Source organism: Nonomuraea sp. NPDC049725 (assembly GCF_040674795.1).
GTDB lineage: Bacteria > Actinomycetota > Actinomycetes > Streptosporangiales > Streptosporangiaceae > Nonomuraea > Nonomuraea ceibae.
The window spans coordinates 396957-416889 of the sequence record NZ_JBFANJ010000009.1; the positions used below are offsets into that span (position 1 = coordinate 396957).

20 protein-coding genes and 1 tRNA gene are annotated in these 19933 nt (G+C 72.0%); 13 read left to right on the forward strand and 8 right to left on the reverse strand.

Annotated elements, in window-relative coordinates; translation table 11 throughout:
• The first annotated feature begins 20 nt into the window (after positions 1-20).
• The 3 genes from secA2 to AB0J53_RS25245 all read left to right on the forward strand — a co-directional run bounded on the left by secA2 (position 21) and on the right by AB0J53_RS25245 (position 3603).
• On the forward strand, positions 21-2210 hold the full coding sequence (gene secA2 / locus AB0J53_RS25235) for an accessory Sec system translocase SecA2 (RefSeq protein WP_219519705.1): 2190 nt from the start codon (positions 21-23) through the stop codon (positions 2208-2210).
• A gap of 36 nt (positions 2211-2246) precedes the next feature.
• Positions 2247-2618 (forward strand): VOC family protein, encoded by a 372-nt coding sequence (locus AB0J53_RS25240; protein WP_364176393.1) that lies wholly within the window; start codon positions 2247-2249, stop codon positions 2616-2618.
• A 100-nt stretch (positions 2619-2718) separates the two neighbouring features.
• Positions 2719-3603 (forward strand): DMT family transporter, encoded by an 885-nt coding sequence (locus AB0J53_RS25245; RefSeq protein WP_364176396.1) that lies wholly within the window; start codon positions 2719-2721, stop codon positions 3601-3603.
• On the opposite strand, the gene AB0J53_RS25250 is transcribed toward AB0J53_RS25245, so the two are convergent.
• On the reverse strand, positions 3506-4663 hold the full coding sequence (locus tag AB0J53_RS25250; protein WP_219519686.1) for an FAD-dependent monooxygenase: 1158 nt from the start codon (positions 4661-4663) through the stop codon (positions 3506-3508). The two genes, AB0J53_RS25245 and AB0J53_RS25250, sit on opposite strands and share 98 nt — an antisense overlap.
• Positions 4664-4739: 76 nt before the next feature.
• On the opposite strand from AB0J53_RS25250, the gene AB0J53_RS25255 reads away from it, so the two are divergent.
• The gene (locus AB0J53_RS25255) at positions 4740-5330 is read left to right on the forward strand and encodes a TetR/AcrR family transcriptional regulator (RefSeq protein ID WP_364176400.1); all 591 of its coding nucleotides are present in this window, start codon (positions 4740-4742) and stop codon (positions 5328-5330) included.
• Here the strand turns inward: AB0J53_RS25255 and AB0J53_RS25260 are convergent.
• Positions 5312-7681: a hypothetical protein gene (locus tag AB0J53_RS25260; protein ID WP_364176403.1), complete on the reverse strand. Its 2370-nt coding sequence runs from the start codon at positions 7679-7681 to the stop codon at positions 5312-5314. The genes AB0J53_RS25255 and AB0J53_RS25260 overlap by 19 nt on opposite strands.
• Before the next feature lie 24 nt (positions 7682-7705).
• Complete coding sequence (locus AB0J53_RS25265; RefSeq protein ID WP_364176406.1) at positions 7706-8284, reverse strand: GNAT family protein; 579 nt, start codon at positions 8282-8284, stop codon at positions 7706-7708.
• A gap of 106 nt (positions 8285-8390) precedes the next feature.
• Here AB0J53_RS25265 and AB0J53_RS25270 point away from each other — a divergent pair, with 106 nt between their 5' ends.
• The 3 genes from AB0J53_RS25270 to AB0J53_RS25280 are packed head-to-tail and all read left to right on the forward strand — an operon-like array spanning position 8391 to position 11832.
• Complete coding sequence (locus AB0J53_RS25270; RefSeq protein ID WP_219515066.1) at positions 8391-9593, forward strand: acyl-CoA dehydrogenase family protein; 1203 nt, start codon at positions 8391-8393, stop codon at positions 9591-9593.
• Entirely contained in the window at positions 9593-10774 is a 1182-nt protein-coding gene (locus AB0J53_RS25275; protein ID WP_357593692.1) for an acyl-CoA dehydrogenase family protein, read from the forward strand. Before AB0J53_RS25270 ends, AB0J53_RS25275 begins: the two co-directional genes overlap by 1 nt.
• A complete protein-coding gene (locus AB0J53_RS25280; protein WP_364176411.1) occupies positions 10771-11832 on the forward strand; it encodes an acyl-CoA dehydrogenase family protein in 1062 nt (353 codons plus the stop codon). The genes AB0J53_RS25275 and AB0J53_RS25280 overlap by 4 nt, the downstream gene beginning before the upstream one ends.
• Here the strand turns inward: AB0J53_RS25280 and AB0J53_RS25285 are convergent.
• Positions 11791-12381, reverse strand: coding sequence for a TetR/AcrR family transcriptional regulator (locus AB0J53_RS25285; protein ID WP_219515151.1), 591 nt, complete (start codon positions 12379-12381; stop codon positions 11791-11793). The genes AB0J53_RS25280 and AB0J53_RS25285 overlap by 42 nt on opposite strands.
• 170 nt (positions 12382-12551) lie before the next feature.
• Here AB0J53_RS25285 and AB0J53_RS25290 point away from each other — a divergent pair, with 170 nt between their 5' ends.
• Both AB0J53_RS25290 and AB0J53_RS25295 read left to right on the forward strand, forming a co-directional pair.
• Entirely contained in the window at positions 12552-13316 is a 765-nt protein-coding gene (locus AB0J53_RS25290) for a nuclease-related domain-containing protein (protein ID WP_364176414.1), read from the forward strand.
• An 81-nt stretch (positions 13317-13397) separates the two neighbouring features.
• Positions 13398-13772: a hypothetical protein gene (locus AB0J53_RS25295; protein WP_364176417.1), complete on the forward strand. Its 375-nt coding sequence runs from the start codon at positions 13398-13400 to the stop codon at positions 13770-13772.
• 29 nt (positions 13773-13801) lie between these two features.
• Here AB0J53_RS25295 and AB0J53_RS25300 read toward each other — a convergent pair whose 3' ends face one another.
• The 3 genes from AB0J53_RS25300 to AB0J53_RS25310 form a co-directional block, all read right to left on the reverse strand.
• Complete coding sequence (locus AB0J53_RS25300; protein WP_364176420.1) at positions 13802-14821, reverse strand: hypothetical protein; 1020 nt, start codon at positions 14819-14821, stop codon at positions 13802-13804.
• Between the two features lie 102 nt (positions 14822-14923).
• Positions 14924-16291, reverse strand: coding sequence for a VWA domain-containing protein (locus AB0J53_RS25305; protein ID WP_364176423.1), 1368 nt, complete (start codon positions 16289-16291; stop codon positions 14924-14926).
• Positions 16288-17127 (reverse strand): MoxR family ATPase, encoded by an 840-nt coding sequence (locus AB0J53_RS25310; protein WP_219515108.1) that lies wholly within the window; start codon positions 17125-17127, stop codon positions 16288-16290. Before AB0J53_RS25310 ends, AB0J53_RS25305 begins: the two co-directional genes overlap by 4 nt.
• 103 nt (positions 17128-17230) lie before the next feature.
• Here AB0J53_RS25310 and AB0J53_RS25315 point away from each other — a divergent pair.
• Positions 17231-17304: transfer RNA gene (locus tag AB0J53_RS25315), tRNA-Lys, on the forward strand.
• A gap of 510 nt (positions 17305-17814) precedes the next feature.
• The gene (locus AB0J53_RS25320; protein WP_364176426.1) at positions 17815-18081 is read left to right on the forward strand and encodes a hypothetical protein; all 267 of its coding nucleotides are present in this window, start codon (positions 17815-17817) and stop codon (positions 18079-18081) included.
• On the opposite strand, the gene AB0J53_RS25325 is transcribed toward AB0J53_RS25320, so the two are convergent.
• A complete protein-coding gene (locus AB0J53_RS25325; RefSeq protein WP_219503115.1) occupies positions 18068-18481 on the reverse strand; it encodes a hypothetical protein in 414 nt (137 codons plus the stop codon). The two genes, AB0J53_RS25320 and AB0J53_RS25325, sit on opposite strands and share 14 nt — an antisense overlap.
• Positions 18482-18566: 85 nt before the next feature.
• Here AB0J53_RS25325 and AB0J53_RS25330 point away from each other — a divergent pair, with 85 nt between their 5' ends.
• On the forward strand, positions 18567-18887 hold the full coding sequence (locus AB0J53_RS25330) for a hypothetical protein (protein WP_364176429.1): 321 nt from the start codon (positions 18567-18569) through the stop codon (positions 18885-18887).
• Positions 18888-19005: 118 nt separating this feature from the next.
• Entirely contained in the window at positions 19006-19626 is a 621-nt protein-coding gene (locus tag AB0J53_RS25335; RefSeq protein ID WP_364176432.1) for a hypothetical protein, read from the forward strand.
• Positions 19627-19933 lie beyond the last annotated feature (307 nt).

Genomic DNA, 19933 nt, shown 5'->3' on the forward strand with positions numbered 1-19933 from the left:
TTGGAGGAACTGTGGCCTCGATTACAGGATTTGTCAGGAACCTGCTGGACCGTCCGGGAGGCACCCCCCTGACGCCGTACCAGAAGGTCGTCAAGGCGGCTCACGCCCGCGCCGACCGGATCGGCAAACTGGATGAGCTGCCCAGGCCCGACATGAGCGACCTGGCCGAGTTCTGTGCCGTCGCCCGTGAGGCCGCCGACCGCACGCTCGGGCTCAGGCCGTACGACGTGCAGTTGCTCGGGACGCTCGCGCTCCTCGACGGCAAGGTGGCCGAGATGGCCACCGGCGAGGGCAAGACGCTGTCCGGGGCGATGGCGGCGGCGGGCTACGCGCTGCAGGGCAGGCGTGTGCACGTGATGTCGGTCAACGACTACCTGGCCCGCCGCGACGCCGAGTGGATGGCCCCTTTCTACGCGGCCCTGGGCGTCACCGTCGGCTGGATCGACCAGAACTCCACCCCGGAGGAGCGGCGCGACGCCTACGCGAAGGACGTCACGTACGGGCCGGTGAGCGAGATCGGCTTCGACGTGCTGCGTGACCGGATGCGCACGTCGGCCGACGAGATCATCGTGCCGGAGCCGGAGGTGGCGCTGATCGACGAGGCCGACTCCGTGCTCGTCGACGAGGCGCGGGTGCCGCTGGTGATGGCGGGGGCGGCCGACGCGGGCAACGCGGTGCCGGAGCTGGCGGCCCTGGTCAGGCAGCTCATCCGGGGCTACCACTACGAGATCGACGAGCAGGCGCGCAACGTCTACCTGACGCCGAAGGGCGCCGAGACGGTGGAGAACCTGCTGGGCGTCGAGCTCTACGACGAGCACGAGCCGGGCACGCTGATCGAGGTCAACCTGGCCCTGCACGCCCACGCGCTGCTGACCCGCGACGTCGACTACATCGTGCGTGACGGCAAGGTGCAGCTCATCAACCCCTCGCGCGGCCGGGTGGCGGTGCTCCAGCGCTGGCCCGCCGGCCTGCAGGCGGCGGTGGAGGCCAAGGAGGCGCTGCCGCCGAGCGAGAAGGGCGAGATCCTCGACTCGATCACCGTGCAGGGCCTGATCAGGCGCTACCCGAGGGTGTGCGGCATGACGGGCACCGCGGTGGCGGTGAGCGAGCAGCTCGGCGAGTTCTACGGGCTGAAGGTCGCGGTGATCCCGTCCAACCGGCCGTGCGTCAGGAAGGACGAGCCCGACCGCATCTACCCGACGGTGCCCGACAAGGACGCGGCGCTGGTCGAGGAGATCCAGGCGGTGCACGAGACCGGCAGGCCGATCCTCATCGGCACCCTGGACGTGGCCGAGTCGGAGAACCTGGCCATGCTGCTCCAGCGCCGCAACCTGGAGCCGGTGGTGCTCAACGCCAAGAACGACGCCGAGGAGGCCGCGATCATCGCCAGGGCGGGCGAGCGCGGCGCGATCACCGTCTCGACGCAGATGGCGGGCCGGGGCACCGACATCCGGCTCGGCGACGGCGTGGCGGAGCTCGGCGGCCTGTACGTGATCGGCTCCGGCCGCCACTCCAGCAGCCGCCTGGACGACCAGTTGCGCGGCCGGGCGGGCCGCCAGGGCGACCCGGGCGGCTCGGTGTTCTTCGTCAGCATGGGCGACGACCTGATCACGCAGTACACGCCGGACGAGCGGCCGCCGGCGGCCGACGCCGACGGCATCGTCAGGCACCGGCGCGGCGCCTACCTGGTGGGTCACGCGCAGCGGGTGGCGGAGGGCGTCAACCTGCAGATCCACCGCAACACCTGGCGCTACACCCGGCTGCTGGAGCAGCAGCGCGAGCTCATCCTGGAGTGGCGCGACAAGGTGCTGCACGGCGACGCGGCGGCCAAGGCGCTCAAGGAGGCCGACCCGGAGCGCTGGGAGTCGATGCCCGAGGACACCCGGGAGGAGACGGCCAGGCAGATCGTGCTGCACGCGATCGACCGCTGCTGGACCGAGCACCTGGCGTTCCTCACCGACCTGCGCGAGGGCATCCACCTGCGGGCGCTGGGCCGGATGAGCCCCGTCGACGAGTATCAGCGGGAGGCGGTGGCGGAGTACAAGCGGCTGCTGGCCGAGGTGGAGCGCCGGTCGCTGGAGTCGTTCGAGGCGCCCGAGCCCGATCTCAAGCGCCCGCAGGCGACCTGGACCTACCTGGTGCAGGACAACCCGTTCGGCACCGAGTGGGACCGGATTCTCAAGCGGGTCAAAGGCGGTTCGCGTACCTGACAGAAGATGGCAGGTACGGTTGGCAGGCTGACGGTCATGACGACGAAGGCGAATCTCATCGCGGTCACCATCGACTGCGACGACCCCAGGAAGACGGCCGAGTTCTACCACCAGGTGACCGGCCTGCCCATCGCGTACGCGGAGGACGAGTACGCGGCCGTGAGCGACGGCACCACGTCGCTCTACTTCGGCCGGGTGCCCGACCGCAAGCCCGTGGAGTGGCCGAGCGCCGACAAGCAGTTCCATCTCGACTTCCGCGTCCCGGACGTGGAGAAGGCGGTCGAGGAGTACGTTGCGATCGGCGCGACCAAGCCCGAGTTCCAGCCGGGCGTGACGGACGAGGGGGTGGGCTGGATCGTGCTGCGGGATCCTGACGGCCACCTGTTCTGCGTCTGCCCGGAGAAGTGATGTAGGCCAAGATTGGCCTAAAGGATGATTCGAGCGCATTGCTGCGCATCTAAGCTGAGGCAATGCTCTTGCACGGATCTCTGCCCCTGCGTGGGCGCCCATGACCTGGGTCGGCCTCCTCATCGCACTCGCCGGGGCGCTGGGCTACGCGGTCGGCGCGGCGCTGCAACAGTTCGAGGCAGTGGCGGAGGGCGCCTCGCTCAGGCTGACCCGGCGGCCCCGCTGGTGGATCGGCGGCATCATCAGCCTGACCGGCGCGTGCCTGCACGCGGTGGCGCTGAGCTTCGCGCCGCTGGTGGCGGTGCAGCCGATCAGCGTGGCCACGCTGGTGTTCGCGGTGCCGCTGGCCGCGTACATGTACGGCCGCAAACCGTACAAGGCAGAGATCTTCGGCTCCATCGCGGTGGCCGTGGGCCTGATCTGGCTGATGATGCTGGTGCCGTCGCACCACGTCACGCCCCGGCTGGGTGACGGGGCGGCGCTCGGGTTCATCGGCGTGATCGCGCTGCTCGTGCTGGTCACGCAGGTGGCCGCGATCCGCGCCAAGGGGGCGAACAAGGCGCTGCTGCTGGCGGTCAGCGCGGGCGTGGCGACGGCGAGCGTGTCCACGTTCGTCCGGGTGGTCGGCGGCGGCATGGAGGGCGACCTGGGGCGGCTGGTCCACTGGTTCACGCTGGCCGTCCCGGTGCTGCTGATCTGCGCCACGGTGCTGCTGCAGCGCTCGTACGCGGTCGGCTACTTCGGCATCGCCTACGCGGGCGTGCAGGTCGTCGACCCGATCACCTCGGTGCTGGCCGGCGCGCTGCTGCTCGGCGAGCCGCTGCCGACCAGCCCCGCCACCGCCGTGCCCGCGGTGCTGGCGGCGGCGCTGACCATCGCCGGCACGATCACGCTGGGCCGGCTGACGCCCGATCACTCCCCGTCGAAACAGGCGGACGCCATCCCAGAATCTCGTCCATTGAGCGCAGCATCAGATCGGGCCTGAACCGGCTCGCCAGCGACATCGCCCGGTCGCGCACCGCCACGGCGACGGGGTTGCGCACCTTGGTGATCCGGCAGATCGCCATCGACTTGCGCACGACGTCGGCCGTGCGCCGCAGCCGCGCCTCGGTGTAGGCGGCCAGGTCGCCGCCCGCGAGGTGGCCGAGCACGACCGCGTCCTCCAGCGCCTGGCAGGCGCCCTGCCCCAGGTTGGGCGTCATCGGATGCGCGGCGTCGCCGAGCAGCGCCACCCGGCCCGCGTGCATGGCGGGCAGCGGCTCGCGCAGGTAGTAGAGGTCGTTGCGCAGGATGTGGTCCGGCCGGGCGCCTTCCAGCAGGGCGGGGATCGGCGCGTGCCACGTCCCGAACCTGCGCACCAGCTCCGCCCGCTCGTCGCCGCCCGCGGCCCCGGCCGGTGACAGGTCGGTGGCGTAGAAGTAGACCAGCTCGTCGTCCAGCGCGTGGATGCCGAACACGGTGCCCCGCCCCCAGCTCTCCGAGCTGCGGATCGGCCCGTCGGGCCGGGGCGCCAGCCCCCGCCACGTGGTCACGCCCGCGTAGACCGGCTCCGGGTGCCGGGGGAAGAGCGCGGCCCGCACCCGCGAGTGGATGCCGTCGGCGGCCACGACCAGGTCGGCGGTCAGCTCGCCGGCGTCGGTGCGCACGGTCCCGGTGGCGGCGTCGACGCCCGTGACCGCCGTGCCGAGCCGCAGCCGCTCCGGCCCCAGCGTCTCGGTCAGCAGCTCGACCAGCCTGGCCCGCAGCAGCACGACGATCGAGTCGCCGTAGAGCTCGCGCGCCCGGTCCTCGGTGGTGTGGGTGAGCCAGGCGCCGTCGTGGCGGCGGATGCCCACCTGGCCTTCCATCCTCGACAGCTCGCGCACCCGGTCGCCCAGGCCGAGCACGTCGAGCGCGCGCAGCCCGTTGGACGCCACGGCCAGGCCGGAGCCGACAGGCTCCAGCTTGGCCGCCTTCTCCAGCACGTCCACGTGCCAGCCCGCGCGGTGCAGCGCGATGCCGGCGGCCAGGCCGCCGATGCCGCCGCCGATCACTACAGCCTTCATTCCCCACTCCTCAACTACGTCTGTAGTTTCACGCTACTACGGCTGTAGTCTCGACTACAACTGTAGTATCCGGTTCGTGAAGCGTTCAGAGGCCGTGGCGGAGGCGGCGATCACCCTGCTGGCCGAGCGGGGCATGCGCGGCCTCACTCACCGCGCCGTCGACGAGGCGGCCGGGCTGCCGCCCGGCTCGACGTCCAACCTGGCCCGCACCCGCGCCGCGCTGCTGGAGCTGACGCTGTCGCGGCTGACCGAGCTGGAGTCGGAGGTGTTCGCCGACGGCCTGGTCGGCCGGCCGCCGACCGCCGCCGAGCTGCCCGACCTCCTGGCCCGGGTGCTCCAGGTCCAGCTCCGCGACCGCCGCCGCACGCTGGCCCGCTACGAGCTCGCGCTGGAGGCGACCCGGCGGCCCGAACTGCGCCGCATCTACGACCGGGCCGGCCGCCGCTTCCGCGACCCCGCCGTGGCCCTGCTCGCCGCCGCCGGGTCCGCCGATCCGGTACGGCACGGCCACCGCCTCGTCGCGTTCGGCGAGGGCATCATGTTCGACGCGATCGCCGGGGCCGGGACCGAACCGTCGCTGGACGAGCTCCGCGAGGCCGTGGGCGAGCTGCTGGCCGGCATGCTCGGCGGCGGATCGGGGCCACGTGGTCAGCAGGCGTCCACGTAAGGGACCTCGGGCAGGTGGCGGGTCCACTCCGCGCGCGACAGCCCGCCGTACCGGGCGCAGACCGTCGCGGCGGCCCGCTCGGGATCGCCGGGGACGGGGGAGCGGGCCAGGTCGATCGTGAGGACTGTGCCGCGCCCGGCCAGCACGCGCAGGCGGCTCCCGTCCGCGCTGAGAGCGGCCTGCGCCGGGCGGTCGGTCCCCGGCGACGGCACCCGCCGGTCGGCCAGCAGCCTGCCGTCGGCCAGCCGCCACGCGCTCACCCGGTCGCCGCCCGTCGCGGCCAGGACCCGCCCGTCGGCGCTGAAGACCGGATGCCCGGGCGACGGCTGGAGCCGGAACGGCAGCGTCGGCACCCCGTCGAGCCCGTAGACCTGCACGCCGCCCTCCTCCGCGATCGCCACCCGCGTCCCGTCCGGCGCGAACGCCGTGTACTCCCACGGCATCCGGTCCAGCCACGGCCGCGCGGTCGTCGCCCCCGTCGCCAGGTAGCGCAGGTGCGAGCGGTTGCCGGCGAACACCAGCGCCACCCGGTCCCCGGGCCCCGCCACCGCGTACTCGCCCACCAGCGTGGCCCGCCGTCCGCGCAGGTCCCAGGCCCACCGCTCGCCCGACTGCCGCGCCGCCGCGAACAGCAGCCCGCCGCCCGGGCTGAACCACGCCGCCTGCTCGCCCGGCGCGCCGAGCCCGCGCCCGAACGGCCGCCCCACGCCCAGGCCGGAGCCGGTGTTCCACAGGTACGAGCGGTCCACGCCGACCAGCGCCAGCGTCCGCCCGTCCGGCGCCCAGGCCATCGCCCGCACGTTCCGCTCCGGCCCCGCCGCCGACGCCACCAGCCGCCGCCCGGTCACGTCCCACACCCGCAGCGTCCCGCCCGCCAGCGACGCCAGCCTGCTCCCGTCGCCCGACAGCGCGTGCAGCGACCGGTCCGTGGCGTACGGGTCGGCGAACCCGTCCACCGCCGGGTCCGCCGCCGCCCCCGCCAGCGCCCGCCCGGCCTCGGCCACCGGCGCCAGGCTCCACGCGGCCAGCGCCAGCTTGCGCGCCGTCACCGGGTCGGCCCCGCGCGCCGCCTCCGCCCGGGACGCCGCCACCTTGGCCATCGCCTGCTCCAGCCGTCCGTCGGCGGCGCCGCCCTGCCAGGCGAGCACCGCGGCCAGCACGAGCGCCGCGGCCCCGGCCAGCCCGCCGCGCCGCAGCCGGCCCCGCCTGCGCGCCGCCGCCCGCCCGGCGTCCAGGAACGCCTGCTCGCCCGCGTTCAGCGTCACGTGCCGCCGGTCGCCCGCCGCCCAGGCCAGCGCCCGGTCCAGCGCCGCGTCGCGGAACAGGTCGGCGCCGCGCCGCCCGCCCTCCTCCCACCGGCGCGCCGCCCCGGCCAGCTCCCGCTGCACCGCCAGCCCGGACCGCTCGGCCTCCACCCAGGCACGCAGCCTCGGCCAGGCCGACGGCAGCGCCCCGCACGCGACCGTCACCCGCCCGTCCGCCCGCTCCAGCAGCCCCGCCTCGGTGTACGCGGTGAGCACCCGGTCGATGGCGGCCGCCTGCTCCGGGGTGCGGCCGGCGACCAGGTCGGCGCGTACGGTGCCGGGCGCGAGCCGCAGGAACACCTCGGGGGCCAGGGCCTGGTCGGGAACGGCGAGCCGCTGGTAGACGTCCTCGGCCCGGGCGCCGAGCGGCGGGTCGTCGACGGGCTCGGGGGGCGAGAGGCGGCCCTGCTGGGACTGGGGGGCGTCGAGCAACGACATGAGGAGCTGGCGGGCGCCGGGGCGGTGCGCGGGATCGTCGTGCAGCGCCGCGGCGACCAGGTCGCGTAATCGGCGGTCCATCGGCGAGGGCGTGCCCCGCACCGGCCTGCCCGGCTCGTCGGCGCCGTGGGCGGCGAAGCGGAGCAGGCGGCCCCAGGCGTGGACGTCGGCGGCCGGGGTGCCGCCGGGGCGCGGGGCGGTGAGGCGGGGCCCGTCGGCCGTGAGCAGGACGGTGCCGGGGCCGAGCCCGCCGTGCGCGGCGCCCGCCTCGTGGAAGGCGGCCAGGGCGGTGGCGGTGGTGGCGGCCAGCCGGTAGAGGTCGCCCGGCTCGTACGGCCCGTGCCGCTCGACGGCGGCCCGCACGCTCACCCCCTCGACGTACTCCCCGACGAGGTACGGCGGGTCGGCGTCGAGCCGGTGGTCCACCAGCCGGGCCACCCGTAACGAGCTGACCCGGCCGACCGCCGTCACCCAGGCGGCCAGCGCCTCCGGATCGGCGGCAGGCGGCAGGACCCGCAGGGCATGGCGGACCCCCGACTCGTCGTAGGCCTCGCGGACACCGCCTCCGAGCCGGTCGCCCAACCAGTAGCCTCCCAGCCGATCACCCATGCGAGGTTGGATGCCGCCTTCCGGTCAGCGGTTCAGGCGGGCCCTGTGGTCCGGCCATTCCTCTACGAGGATGCCGAAACAAACGGTGTCGCGCCAGGTGCCGTCGGAGCGGCGGCGGTGGCGGCGCAGCGTGCCCTCGTGGACGCCGCCGATGCGCCTGATGGCGTTCTGGGACCGCTCGTTCAGGCAGTCGGTCTTGAGCAGCACCCGGTTGTGGCCCAGCTTGTCGAAGGCGTGGTCGATCAGCAGCAGCTTGCACGCGGTGTTGACGGCCGAGCGCCAGTAGGCCCGGCCGTACCAGGTCCAGCCGATCTCGATGCTCTCGTCGAAGCCGGGCACGTCGCAGTAGGCGGTCCAGCCCACGGCCCTGCCGGTCGCCTTCACGATCACCGCGTGCGGGACGTGCTTGTCGTCCTCGATCAGCGTGCGGGCGACCGCCGCCAGCTCCTCCTCGGTGCGCGGCGTCGCCACGGGCAGCCACCGCCACAGCTCGTCGTCCCCGCCGCCGGCGGCGAACAGGTCGGGCACGTGCGCCAGGGTGAGCGGCTCAAGGCGGACGTCGTCGTTCTCCAGCACCACGGGCGCCGGCAAGGTCGCGGTCATGGCGGTCAGCTTAGGCAGGGCTCGCGGGCGCGCTGAGGGCCACCTGACCGATTTTGCGGGGAACCACCTGTCGACACTCATACCGGCCGGTCGGTAGGCTCGCGGCATGGACTTCGCCTTCGACACCGTCACCGAGGACCTGCGGCGGCGCCTGCTGCTGTTCATGGACGAATGCGTCTATCCCGCCGAGTCCGCCTTCGAGGAGCAGGCCCGCACCAGCGGCTGGAGCGCCCCGCCGCTCGTCAACGACCTGAAGGACGAGGCCAGGCAGCGCGGCCTGTGGAACCTGTTCCTGCCCGGCGAGCACGGCGCCGGGCTGACGAACCTCCAGTACGCGCCACTGGCGGAGATCATGGGCCGCAGCCCGAGCCTGGCGCCGGTCGCCACCAACTGCGCCGCGCCCGACACGGGCAACATGGAAGTGCTGTCGATGTTCGGCAGCGAATGGCAGCGCAAGGAGTGGCTGACGCCGCTGCTCGACGGCGAGATCCGCTCGGCGTTCGCGATGACCGAGCCCGACGTGGCCTCCTCCGACGCCACGAACATCGCCACCTCGATCGTCCGCGACGGCGACGAGTACGTCATCAACGGCCGCAAGTGGTTCATCTCCGGCGCGATGAACCCCGACTGCAAGATCTTCATCGTCATGGGCAAGACGAACCCGGACGCGCCCAAGCACCGCCAGCAGAGCATGATCCTGGTGCCGCGCGACACCCCCGGCATGACGATCAAGCGCGGCATGCACGTCTTCGGCTACAGCGACGCCGACCACGGCGGCCACGCCGAGATCCTGTTCGAGGACGTCCGCGTCCCGGCCGACAACCTGATCGGCGAGGAGGGCGGCGGCTTCGCCATCGCCCAGGCCCGCCTCGGCCCCGGCCGCATCCACCACTGCATGCGCCTGATCGGCATGGCCGAGCGCGCGGTCGAGCTGATGTGCGAGCGGGCTCTGGCCCGCACCGCGTTCGGTAAGCCGGTCGCCCAGCAGGGCGTGGTCCAGGACTGGATCGCCGAGTCCCGCATCAGGATCGAGCAGTTGCGGCTGCTCGTGCTCAAGACCGCCTGGCTGATGGACACCGTCGGCAACCAGGGCGCCCACACCGAGATCCAGGCCATCAAGATCTCCACCCCGATCACCGTGGAGTGGATCCTCGACAAGGCCATCCAGGTGCACGGCGCCGGCGGCGTCTCCCAGGACTTCCCGCTGGCCGGGCTCTGGGCCGCGGCCCGCTCGCTGCGCCTGGCCGACGGGCCGGACGAGGTGCACAAGCGGTCCCTGGCCTACCGCGAGCTGAAGAAGCACATGTGATGACGACAGGAGCTGGAGTGGACGAAGCACGGCTCAAGGAGCGCGTCGCCGCGTTCCTGAGCGAGAACGATCCGGACGGCGACCGGCTGGAGTTCCTGCGGGCCAGGTTCGACGCGGGCCTGGCCTGGGTGTGGTTCCCCGAGGGGCTCGGCGGGCTGGGCGTCTCGCGCGAGCTGCAGCAGGTGGTCGAGCGGGAGCTGGCCCACACGCCGCAGCTCGACGGCGGCGTGCAGGGCATCGGGCTCGGCATGGCCGCGCCCACGATCCTGGCGTTCGGCACCGAGGAGCAGAAGCGCCGCTTCCTGCGCCCGCTGTGGACGGGCGAGGAGATCTGGTGCCAGCTCTTCAGCGAGCCCGGCGCCGGGTCCGACCTGGCCACGCTCGGCACCCGCGCGGTCCGCGACGGCGACGAGTGGGTCGTCGACGGCCAGAAGGTGTGGACGTCCGGGGCCCACCACGCCCGCTGGGCGATCCTCGTCACCCGTACCGACCCGGACGTGCCCAAGCACCGCGGCATGACGTACTTCATCTGCGACATGCACGCCCCCGGCGTGGACGTGCGCCCGCTGCGGCAGATCACCGGCGAGGCCGAGTTCAACGAGGTGTTCCTCACCGGCGTGCGGCTCCCCGACGACCTGCGGCTCGGCGCGGTCGGCGACGGCTGGCGGGTCGCCCAGACCACGCTGATGAACGAGCGCGTCGCCATCGGCGGCGCGCCGGTGCGGCGCGGCGGCGGCATGGTCGGCGCGGTGCTGGAGCACTGGCGCGAGCACCCCGAGCTGCGCACCCACGACCTGCACCAGCGGCTGCTCTCGCTCTGGGTGGAGGCCGAGGTGACCCGCCTGTCGGGGGCGCGGCTGCGCGAGCAGCTCGCCGCCGGGCAGCCGGGCCCCGAGGGCTCGGGCATGAAGCTGTCGTTCGCCCGGCTCAACCAGGCGCTGTCCGGCCTGGACGTCGAGCTGCGGCGCGACCTCGGCTACGACGACTGGACCTTCCGCCGCTCCGAGACCGTCGACTTCTACGGCCGCGGCCCCGGCTACCGCTACCTGCGCGCCAAGGGCAACTCGATCGAGGGCGGCACCTCCGAGATTCTGCGCAACATCATCGCCGAGCGGGTGCTCGGCCTGCCCTCAGAGCCCCGCGTCGACAAGGACGTGCCCTGGAAGGACCTGCCGCGATGACGAGCCTGCTGTATTCGGAGGTCGAGGAGGAGCTGCGCGCCGCCGTGCGCGACCTGCTCGCCGACCGCTGCCCGCCCGCCGCCGTGCTCAAGCGCGCCGAGTCGGACCCGTACGACCTGGACCTGTGGAAGACGCTGGCCGGGGAGATCGGGGTGGCCGGACTGCTCATCCCCGAGGAGCACGGCGGGGCCGGGGCGACGGCCAGCGAGGTCGCGGTCGTGCTGGAGGAACTGGGCCGGGGCGTCGCGCCGGTGCCGTTCTTCACCAGCGCGGTGCTCGCCACCCGGGCGCTCGTCCAGGCCGGGGCCGCCGGCCTGCTCGAACGGCTCGCCGACGGCCGCTCGACCGCCGCGCTCGCGGTGTCGTTCGCGGCCTCGCCCTACCACCCGTCGCGCGGCTCCTCCGTACGGCTCGCGGACGGGCGGCTGTCGGGCACGGTCACCGGCGTGGCCGGGGCCGACGTCGCGGACGTGCTGCTGGTGCCGGTCGAGGGCGTCCTCTACCGCGTCGAGGGCGCCCAGGTCGCCGCCGTGCCGTCGCTGGACCTGACCCGGCCGGTCGCCACCGTCACGCTGGACGGCGCCGAGGCCACCCGGCTCGGCGAGGTGGACGTGGCGGGCGTGCTGCGGTACGGGGCCGGGCTGCTGGCCTCCGAGCAGTACGGGGTCGCCCAGTGGTGCCTCGACACGACGCTCGCCTACGTCAAGGAGCGGCACCAGTTCGCCCGGCCGATCGGGTCGTTCCAGGCGATCAAGCACCGGCTGGCCGACCTGTGGCTCGACGTGGTCAGGGCCAGGGCGGCGGCGCGGGGCGCGGTGGCCGACGACTCGCCCCTGTCGGCGGCCGTGGCCCAGGCGTGGAACGCCGGCGTGGCCGTGCACGTGGCCGAGGAGGCGGTGCAGCTCCACGGCGGGATCGGGATGACCTGGGAGCACCCGGTGCATCTCTATCTCAAGCGCGCCAAGGCCACCGAGATCGCTCTCGGCACCCCCGGCGACCATCGCGAGGCGCTCGCCTCACTCGCCGAGGTGCCCGGCCCCGAGGGAGGCCAGCAGTAGGTCGGCGAAGTGCTTGCCCACCTGGGCGCCGGTCAGCGGCCCGTCCGTGTGGAACCAGGTGCCCAGGTGGTGCACCGAGCCGAAGAAGTAGTCGACGACCAGGTCGGCCGGCACCCGGTCGCTGAACACGCCGTCGCGCTGGCCCTCCAGCACCAGGTCGCGGAAGCGCTCGTGATAGCGCCGGCGCTCGGCCCGTACACTCTTGCGGGTCTCGGGAGCGAGCAGGTGCATCGAGCGGAAGAAGATCTTGGAGTCGTCGAGGTTGTCGGTGGTGGTCTCGATCACGTCGGCGGCGGCTCGGTGCAGCCGCTCGACGACCGTGCCGGGACTGTCGGCGATCTGCGTCAGCCGGTCCATCTGCATGCGCAGGACCCTGCCGTAGATCTCGTGCAGCAGGTCGTCCTTGGAGTCGAAGTAGTGATACATGGCGCCTTTGGTGACGCCGGCGGCCATCACGATCTCCTGGACGGAGGTGCTCTCGAAGCCCTGTTCGGCGAACAGCCGGGTGGCCTCGGCGAGCAGCCTCTGGCGTACCGGTTCCTCTTTCATCACGGATCACAGCATACCGACTGGTCGGTTGAGGCGTGATGCTTCTCCTAGGGGTACCAATTCCGTCACCTTAGGCTCACCTTGGTTTCGGATGGGGTATCTCTTTAACCGGCGAGGGATCTTCGGCGTGGCAGATCCTGTTGACGACACACTCATTCGGGGAGTTTGCCGTGCCCGGTGGCTCTATCTACGTGCAGCAGGACGAGAAGTACACGGGGTCGTCCCCCCAGTGGTGGTACGAGAAGTTCTGGCGTGAGGAGGCCCAGAGCAGGCGCAGGGCGCGCATCCTCAAGGCGGCGGCCGGGTTCGCCGCCGGTTTCGCGCTCGGCGTCCGCTTCGACGTCACCTACACGGCCTTCTACGCGCTCGTCGTGGCCGGGCTCGTCGCCGCCGGCGACTGGTGGCTCGACTGGCGCCGCTTCCAGGCCACGGCCGTCTGGCGCGGGCGCAGGCACGGCGAGGCCATCACCGGCCGCCTGCTGCGCCGCTCGCTCGGCAGGCGCGGCTACCAGGTGCTCGACGGCCGGGCGATCAAGGACAAGGCGTCCATCGACCACCTCGTGATCGGTCCGGGCGGCGTCTGGATCGTCGACAACGAGTCCTGGAGCCCCGACACCGAGATCGCCACCTACGGCGGCCGGCTTTTCTTCGGCGAGAAGTACGGCACCAAGGTCGCCAAGCCGCTGGCCGACGCCGCCCAGGCGTTCGCCGACCTGCTCACCCGCGAGACCGGCATCGAGGTCACGATCACCCCGCTGCTGGCCGTGCACTGCGGCATGCTGCCGCGCCGCGGGCTGCTGGAGGCCGAGGGCATCACGCTGCTCAAGCCGCGCCTGGTCGCCAGGCGCATCCGGTCGACGGCGAACGGGCACCTCGACGCCGCCCAGATCGAGCTCCTCACCCGCACCGCGGCCCGCGAGCTCCAGCGCGCCTGACGGCGATATACCTGCGATATACCGCTGGCCACTAGCGTCCTTTCGCGACAGGCCAGAACCAGGGATGGAGCGGTAAAGAACATGCGCAGATCCAGCGGAATCGTCGCCCTCGCCCTCGCCGCCGGACTCCTCACCGGCGCCCAGCCCGCCGCCGCCGGAGTGCATACCGCGTGCAGCCTCTCGCCGGGCACCCCGTACAAGGACGGCTACAAGGTGATCGCGGGCGTGGTCACGTGGACCGGCTCCTCCTGCGGCCGGATGACCATGAAGCTGCAGCGGTCGCGGTGGTACGGCTGGCAGGACATGGTCGACGACTCGTGGGACTCGGCCACCAGCAGCAGCAAGCGCGCCTCGCTGCGGGTGTCGTGCGACGGCACGCACGAATGGCGGATCTGGTTCGACTCCAGCAACACCAGCAGCAGGACCGGCCTCACCAGGAAGATCAGCTGCCCGTAGCCGCGCGCGGGTCACCAGGCACTCCGGCCTCAGAGGCAGCGCACGACGAACGGCTCGCCCGTGCCGTCGCTCACGTCGTAGGTGCTGCCGGCCACCGCGCCGTCGTCCGAGGCCACCGTGAGCCACATGCTGTGCGTGGGCGACTTCGGCAGGGCGTGGACGAAGTGGTCGAGGCGCCAGACGCCCTCGCCGCCCCCGGTGGCCTCGTCCGTGGTGCCGGTGATCAGGCCGTCACGGTTGACGGCCCGGGTGTCGGCGCTCTTCGGCAGCACGCGCGGCACGCCGTCGGTGTCCCACAGCACCCCGTACGTCCGGTAGGGCGAGGTGTAGCTGATCCGGCCGATCACCCGCCCGTTGGAGATCCCGGTGGCGAACGTGCCGGCCGCCCCCGCGATTTTGGCCAGGGGCGTGATCACGCCGTTCCGCCACAGGGCCGGGCCGTCCGGCGTGCGCAGCAGCACCGTGCCGTCCTCGTCCGCGTCCTCGGGCTCGTACCCGTCCGGCAGAGCCGTCTCGATCACCTGCCCGGGCCGATCGGCGGGCCAGCGCAGCAGGCGGTGCACGTACCGGCTGCCGGTCCACACCATGTTCCGGCCGGTGACGTCGCCCTTCTCGTTGACGGCGAACGGCCGCAGGAACCCGTCGGCGGGCCGGGCGAGCCGGTCCGCCTGGCCGTTCCTGAGCAGCACCGCGTGGCTGGGCCCGTAGTAGGGCGGGGCGGCGATCGCGGTCCACACCAGCAGGGCGCCCGAGCGGGTCTCGTCCGGCAGGCCCGCGATCGGCTCACCGTCGACCTTGGTGCCGTGGTCGACGAACTGCCCGCCGCGCCAGGAGACCCCGTGCCAGGCGCCGTCGGCGAGCACGGCGCGGCCGGAGAAGCCGCCCTGGTGGTCGGTCGCGGTGACCTCGGCCTGCCGGGTGCCGGCGGGCACGGGCAGCGGGGCGCGCGTCCAGGCACAGTCGGCGGCGGAGGCGGCCGGGATCGCCGTGATCGAGGCGAGTAACAGCACGGTCCCCGCGACCACGCAGCCGAGTCGGTTCGATGTCACGGCGTTCCTCCCGCGGAATCGGATGGCTGGTTGCCACCGTAGATCGGCGGGAGGCCGCACGCCGTCCTTCCCGGCAGGCACGGCAATCCACGAGAAACCGCCCTAGGCGATGCTCTCGATGAACGCGGTCAACTGGGCGACATTTCGGCATTCGTACATGGGGACGACCGTCCCGTACTCGGTCGCCACCGAGTCGCCGGTGTCCCACTGCTGCCGCGGCTCCGGGTTCAGCCAGTACGCGTGCCGGGCGCGCCGGGTCAGCGACTTCAGCGTGTCGAGCGCGGGCTGCTGGTAGTTGGAGCGGGCGTCGCCGAGGATCAGCAGCGACGTCTTCGGCCCGATCGCGTCACCGTAGCGCTCGGCGAACCCCTCCAGCGCGTGGCCGTAGTTGGTCCGGCCGAACCGCACCATGTCGGCCTCGTTCGCCAGCCGCGTCATGGCCTCCACCACGTCGGCGCCGGGCACGAAGAACCGGGTGATCTCGTCCACCGTGTCCACGAACCCGAACGCCCGCACCTTGGTGAACTGCTCCCTCAGCGCGTACGTGAGCAGCAGCGTGAAATGCGCGAACGACGAGACCGAGTCGCTGGTGTCGCAGAGGATGACGAGCTCCGGCTTGTGCGGCCGGGGCGGCTTGAAATGCGTGGTCAGCGGCACGCCGCCGCTCTGCAACGACGCCCGCATGGTCCTGCGGAAGTCGAGCCGCCCGCGCCTGCCCTTCCTGTGCTTGATCGTCAGCCGCGCGGCCAGCCGCCGGGCCAGCGGGTGCACCTCGCGGCGCAGCCTGGCCAGGTCGGCCTTGGTGATGCGCAGGAAGTCGATGTGGTCGAGCGGCGGGCGCACCGCCGAGCGCGCGATCTTGTCGATGCCGGAGTCCTCGGCGATGCGGCGGCGCACGTCCGCCGACACCGCCTCCTCCAGCCGCCGCGTGTTGGCCGCGACCCGCTGACGCGCCGTCTTCTCGGCCAGCCCGCCGCGCTCCTGCCCGGCCAGGACCTCGTTCAGGATCCGGGCCATCAGCGTGTCAGGCGACAGGGCCCGCATGACGCTGTAGGAGAACCAGTTCTGCCGGCCCTCCGCCGCCTCCTGCCGCCCGAACCGCTCCACCATGACCCGGGCGAACTCCCGTATCTCGGCGTCCGTGCTCTGCGTGAGCAGCCCCGCCAGGTAGCCGCGCACCTCCTCCAGCGGCGCCGACTCCAGATCCGGGCGCGGCCCGTACAAGCCGGTCGTCGCCCTCGGGAACCACAGGTCGAACAGCACGTCGAAGCCCGGCCGGTACGCGGGCTTCTTCACCAGCGTCGCCGCGTAGGCGGCGCGCAGCGACTCGCGGTCGGCCAGCTCGATCACCCGCAGCGCCCGCGCCGCGTCGAGCCCTTCCGCCAGCGACACGGGCAGCCCGGCCTCGCGCAGCGCGTGCACGAAGCCGACGTGCCTGTCGACGAGCGAGCTGTGCGGCGCGTGCGTCACGGCGTCGCCAGCCCGAGCTCCTTGACCGCGCGGGCGTGGTCGGAGGCGTGCTTGAGCACCACGCCCAGGGTGCCCGCGACCGTCGCCTCGTCCAGCTCGTCGCGGCCCAGCGCCAGCAGCGTGTTGGCCCAGTCGACGGTCTCCGCCACCGACGGCGCCTTCTTCAGCTCCAGCGACCGCAGCGTCGCCACCGTCCTGGCCAGCTGCTCGGCCAGATCGGCGCGGAGCGTCGGCACCTGGCTGAGCACGATGTCACGCTCGCGTTCCGGGGTCGGATACTCGATGTGCAGGTAGAGGCAGCGCCGCTTGAGCGCCTCCGACAGCTCGCGCGTCGCGTTCGACGTCAGCACCACGAACGGGCGGCGCACCGCCTCGATCGTGCCCAGCTCCGGAATCGTCACCTGGAAGTCGGACAGCAGCTCCAGCAGCAGCCCCTCGACCTCCACGTCCGCCTTGTCCGTCTCGTCGATCAGCAGCACCGCCGGCCCGGCGGACCGGATCGCCTTGAGCAGCGGCCGCTCCAGCAGGAACTCCTCGCCGAAGATGTCGTCGTCGGCGCTCGTCGCCTGGATGCGCAGGAGCTGCTTCTTGTAGTTCCACTCGTACAGCGCCCGCGCCTCGTCCAGGCCCTCGTAGCACTGCAGCCGGATCAGCTCGGCGTCGGTGGTCAGCGCCACGGCCTTGGCGAGCTGCGTCTTGCCCACCCCCGCCGGCCCCTCGACCAGCAGCGGCTTGCCCAGCGCGGCGGCGAGGAAGACCGAGGTGGAGATGGCGTCGTCGGAGAGATAGTCCACGGCGGCGAGCCGCTCGGTCACGTCGGCGGGCGAGTCGAACATCGATGCTCCTGTCTGCAGGCCGAACTTTATTCTAGCGGTACGGGCGCCGCTTCGGCCGATTCGACCTGGGTGCTTGGTGCCGGTATATTCCTTCGTGCACGGCGCGCCGCTAGCTCAGTTGGTTAGAGCAGCTGACTCTTAATCAGCGGGTCCGGGGTTCGAGTCCCTGGCGGCGCACCCTGACAGAAACCCCGGTTCAGTTCGCTGAGCTGGGGTTTCTTGGTTTTGGCGGCCGGGTCGCGCCGGTGGTTGCTCGTCGACACGGTTCCGGCGCATGGCTGCATAGTGCGTGGGGGTACGGGCCTCGGCTGCGTCGCTGGGACGGCTCGACCGACTCGCTCAGGTGTCGCCACGTAGGCGGACCCATATTCGTGGCGGGCAGTCATCCAGCTCTGCGACCCGGCCCGCGCGCCGGCGGGCACCGGGACGTGCCCTGCACTCCGGGCTACCGCTTCCACCTGCGCCGGCCTGGCTGCACATGGCGGCCACCACGCTCAGTCAGCACCTCTGGACCGGCCTGCCGTACGGCATCTTCGCGGCCACGACCCTCCAGGAGTTGATGGACGGTCGGCGGGGCGCCGTACTCGGCGACTATCACCACCACGTCGACTCCCTGCACCGACGTGTCTCCTCACATCGTCCTGGGCCTCTGCTTTGTCCGAACCAAACGCACCCCAGACTCTCGCGATGGTCGCCGAGTTCGAAGCGAACATCGGGCACCAGCGCACCCGTGGAAGGATGGTCCTCGCGAAGAAGAACGGCGAGCTCAAGGGCAAGCAGCCCGAAGCTGCCCGAATGCGCTCACCGTTTCATCCGCCGCTGCCGCCGCTACGCCGACCTGGCTACCGAGCGCAGCGTCGGTTCCGTCAGGCGGGCTACTACTTCCTCATGGAGTGCCGCTCACCGCCGCGGGTGCTCGTGGCGGCGAGCGGTGGTCGCGTCAGTAGCTTCTGATGACGGTGGAGTTGTCGGCGTAGTCCCACTCGCGTGCCGAGGAGATGGCGTTGACCGTCAGGTTGAACGGTCCGGGCCCGGCCTCGTACCGTCGTACCGTCACCTCGAAGAACTGCGGGTACGAGCCGGACATCAGTTCGCAGGTCGCCGCGAAGGTGGCGATCTGGCAGTGGGCGGTGCCGTTTCGCACGCCGGTGATGACCTGGCCCTTGGACACCTGGAAGTTGACCTTCACCCGGTCCACCGGGCCTTCCGCGCCGACGCCGACGGCGTAGACCTCTGAGCCGATCGCCTCGCCGTTCACCCAGACGTTCGCCGGTGTCCCGGCGTGGGCGGCGCTGCTCAGCATCGTGGTGACGGCAAGGGCGGTAAGGGCGGTGATGGCCAATTTCTTCTTCATGAAAATCTCCTGTCAAAGTTCCGGCCGTAAGGGGCCGGAGGGGGTGAGCCTGTTGTCTCGGCAGCTCCCCCGGGGGTGGATCGGGGTGCCCGTCTTCTTCGTGATCAGGTTCCTGGGCGATCACGAAGATACGGAGACGGCGGCGGCGGGGAATCCGCCGTGCTTAGGTACTTCCGTCGCACGCCTTCAGTACGGCGGTGGTCAGCTCGTGGTCGAGTTCGGTGTCGGCCTGGCCGGTGGCCGCCTGACCGATCTGCTGCTCGCAGACAACGAGGCCGCCGCCACCGCGCCCGCACCGACGCGCAGACCGGCGGATGACGAGAGCCGAATCGGAATCCACCTGCCTGTGGGCAGCCACTGTCGGGTGCGCCTGGGCCTCATCAGTGCCGGGCCAGACCAGCTATGAATCACCCGGGGACCCGGCCCGGGAGGGCAAGGGGTGCTGCCGCGTGGTCGTGGTGGCCGGCAGCTGAGACCGAAAACGGTGCACAACTTCCATGGCGCACCGTACATCTCATGCATGTGTGATCAGAAAAGCGATGGTTGCCGCCCTGGTGGTTGGCTCCGTATTGGCGGGAACGGGCGTGGCCGACGCCGAGGCGAGCAGGATTCCGAAGAATTTCCTGCTGAGTGAGAAGGAGGCGAGGGCACCGCGGGATGAGGCGGACTCCATCGAGTACTGGTGGAAGATCAGCGACAAGCTGTCCAACCGTCCCCTGCTCGCCCCTTGCCGAGGGGCGCGCACTGTCCGCGACGGCCGGGTCGCGATGCGGACGATCACGCATCTGACCAGCGCCCCGTCGTCGGACGGCGAGCAGCTCGTGCTCTATCGGAGTGCGAAGGCCGCCCGCGCGACCTTCCTCGGCCTGCGGGCCGAGGTGAAGCGGTGCCCTGGAAAGGACCTCCGCCTGATCGCCAGGACAGTGCGCATCGGGGACGAGGGCATGTTCGTGGGGAGGTACGACTACTACAGGGGCAAGCGGGATCGGGAGCCCGTCTATTCGTGGGCGGTCGGGCGTCGGGGTGCGGCCTTGTTCGTTTACAGTGCCGATCAGGCTTACACCACCAATCCGGGCAAGCTGGTCACGGGCCGGGCGAAGCGGATGGCGAAGAAGGTGTGCGAGCTGCGGAACGTGTGCCGCTGAGCGAGCGGGGTGGCGGGCCCGGTCGACCGAGTCGTCGAGGTTGTAGATCCGAAGTACGGGCAGGAACGTTCTGGCCGTCGACCAGGGCGGACAGTGGCGTCATCGAATCGTCGTCAAGATCGAGCTCCGCAGGGTGCCGTGGCGGGTCAGCCGATCTTGGGCGTGGCTCGCATGACGCAAGCACGGCAGGGACGCAGGCCGGTCGGCCTGAACAGCTACCTGCGTTGGCGGGACGGCCACCGTCGCCCGCGATCCGGCCGTTGTGCGGTCCTGGTACGGCTTCCTGCCGGCCCACGAGGTCGCCACC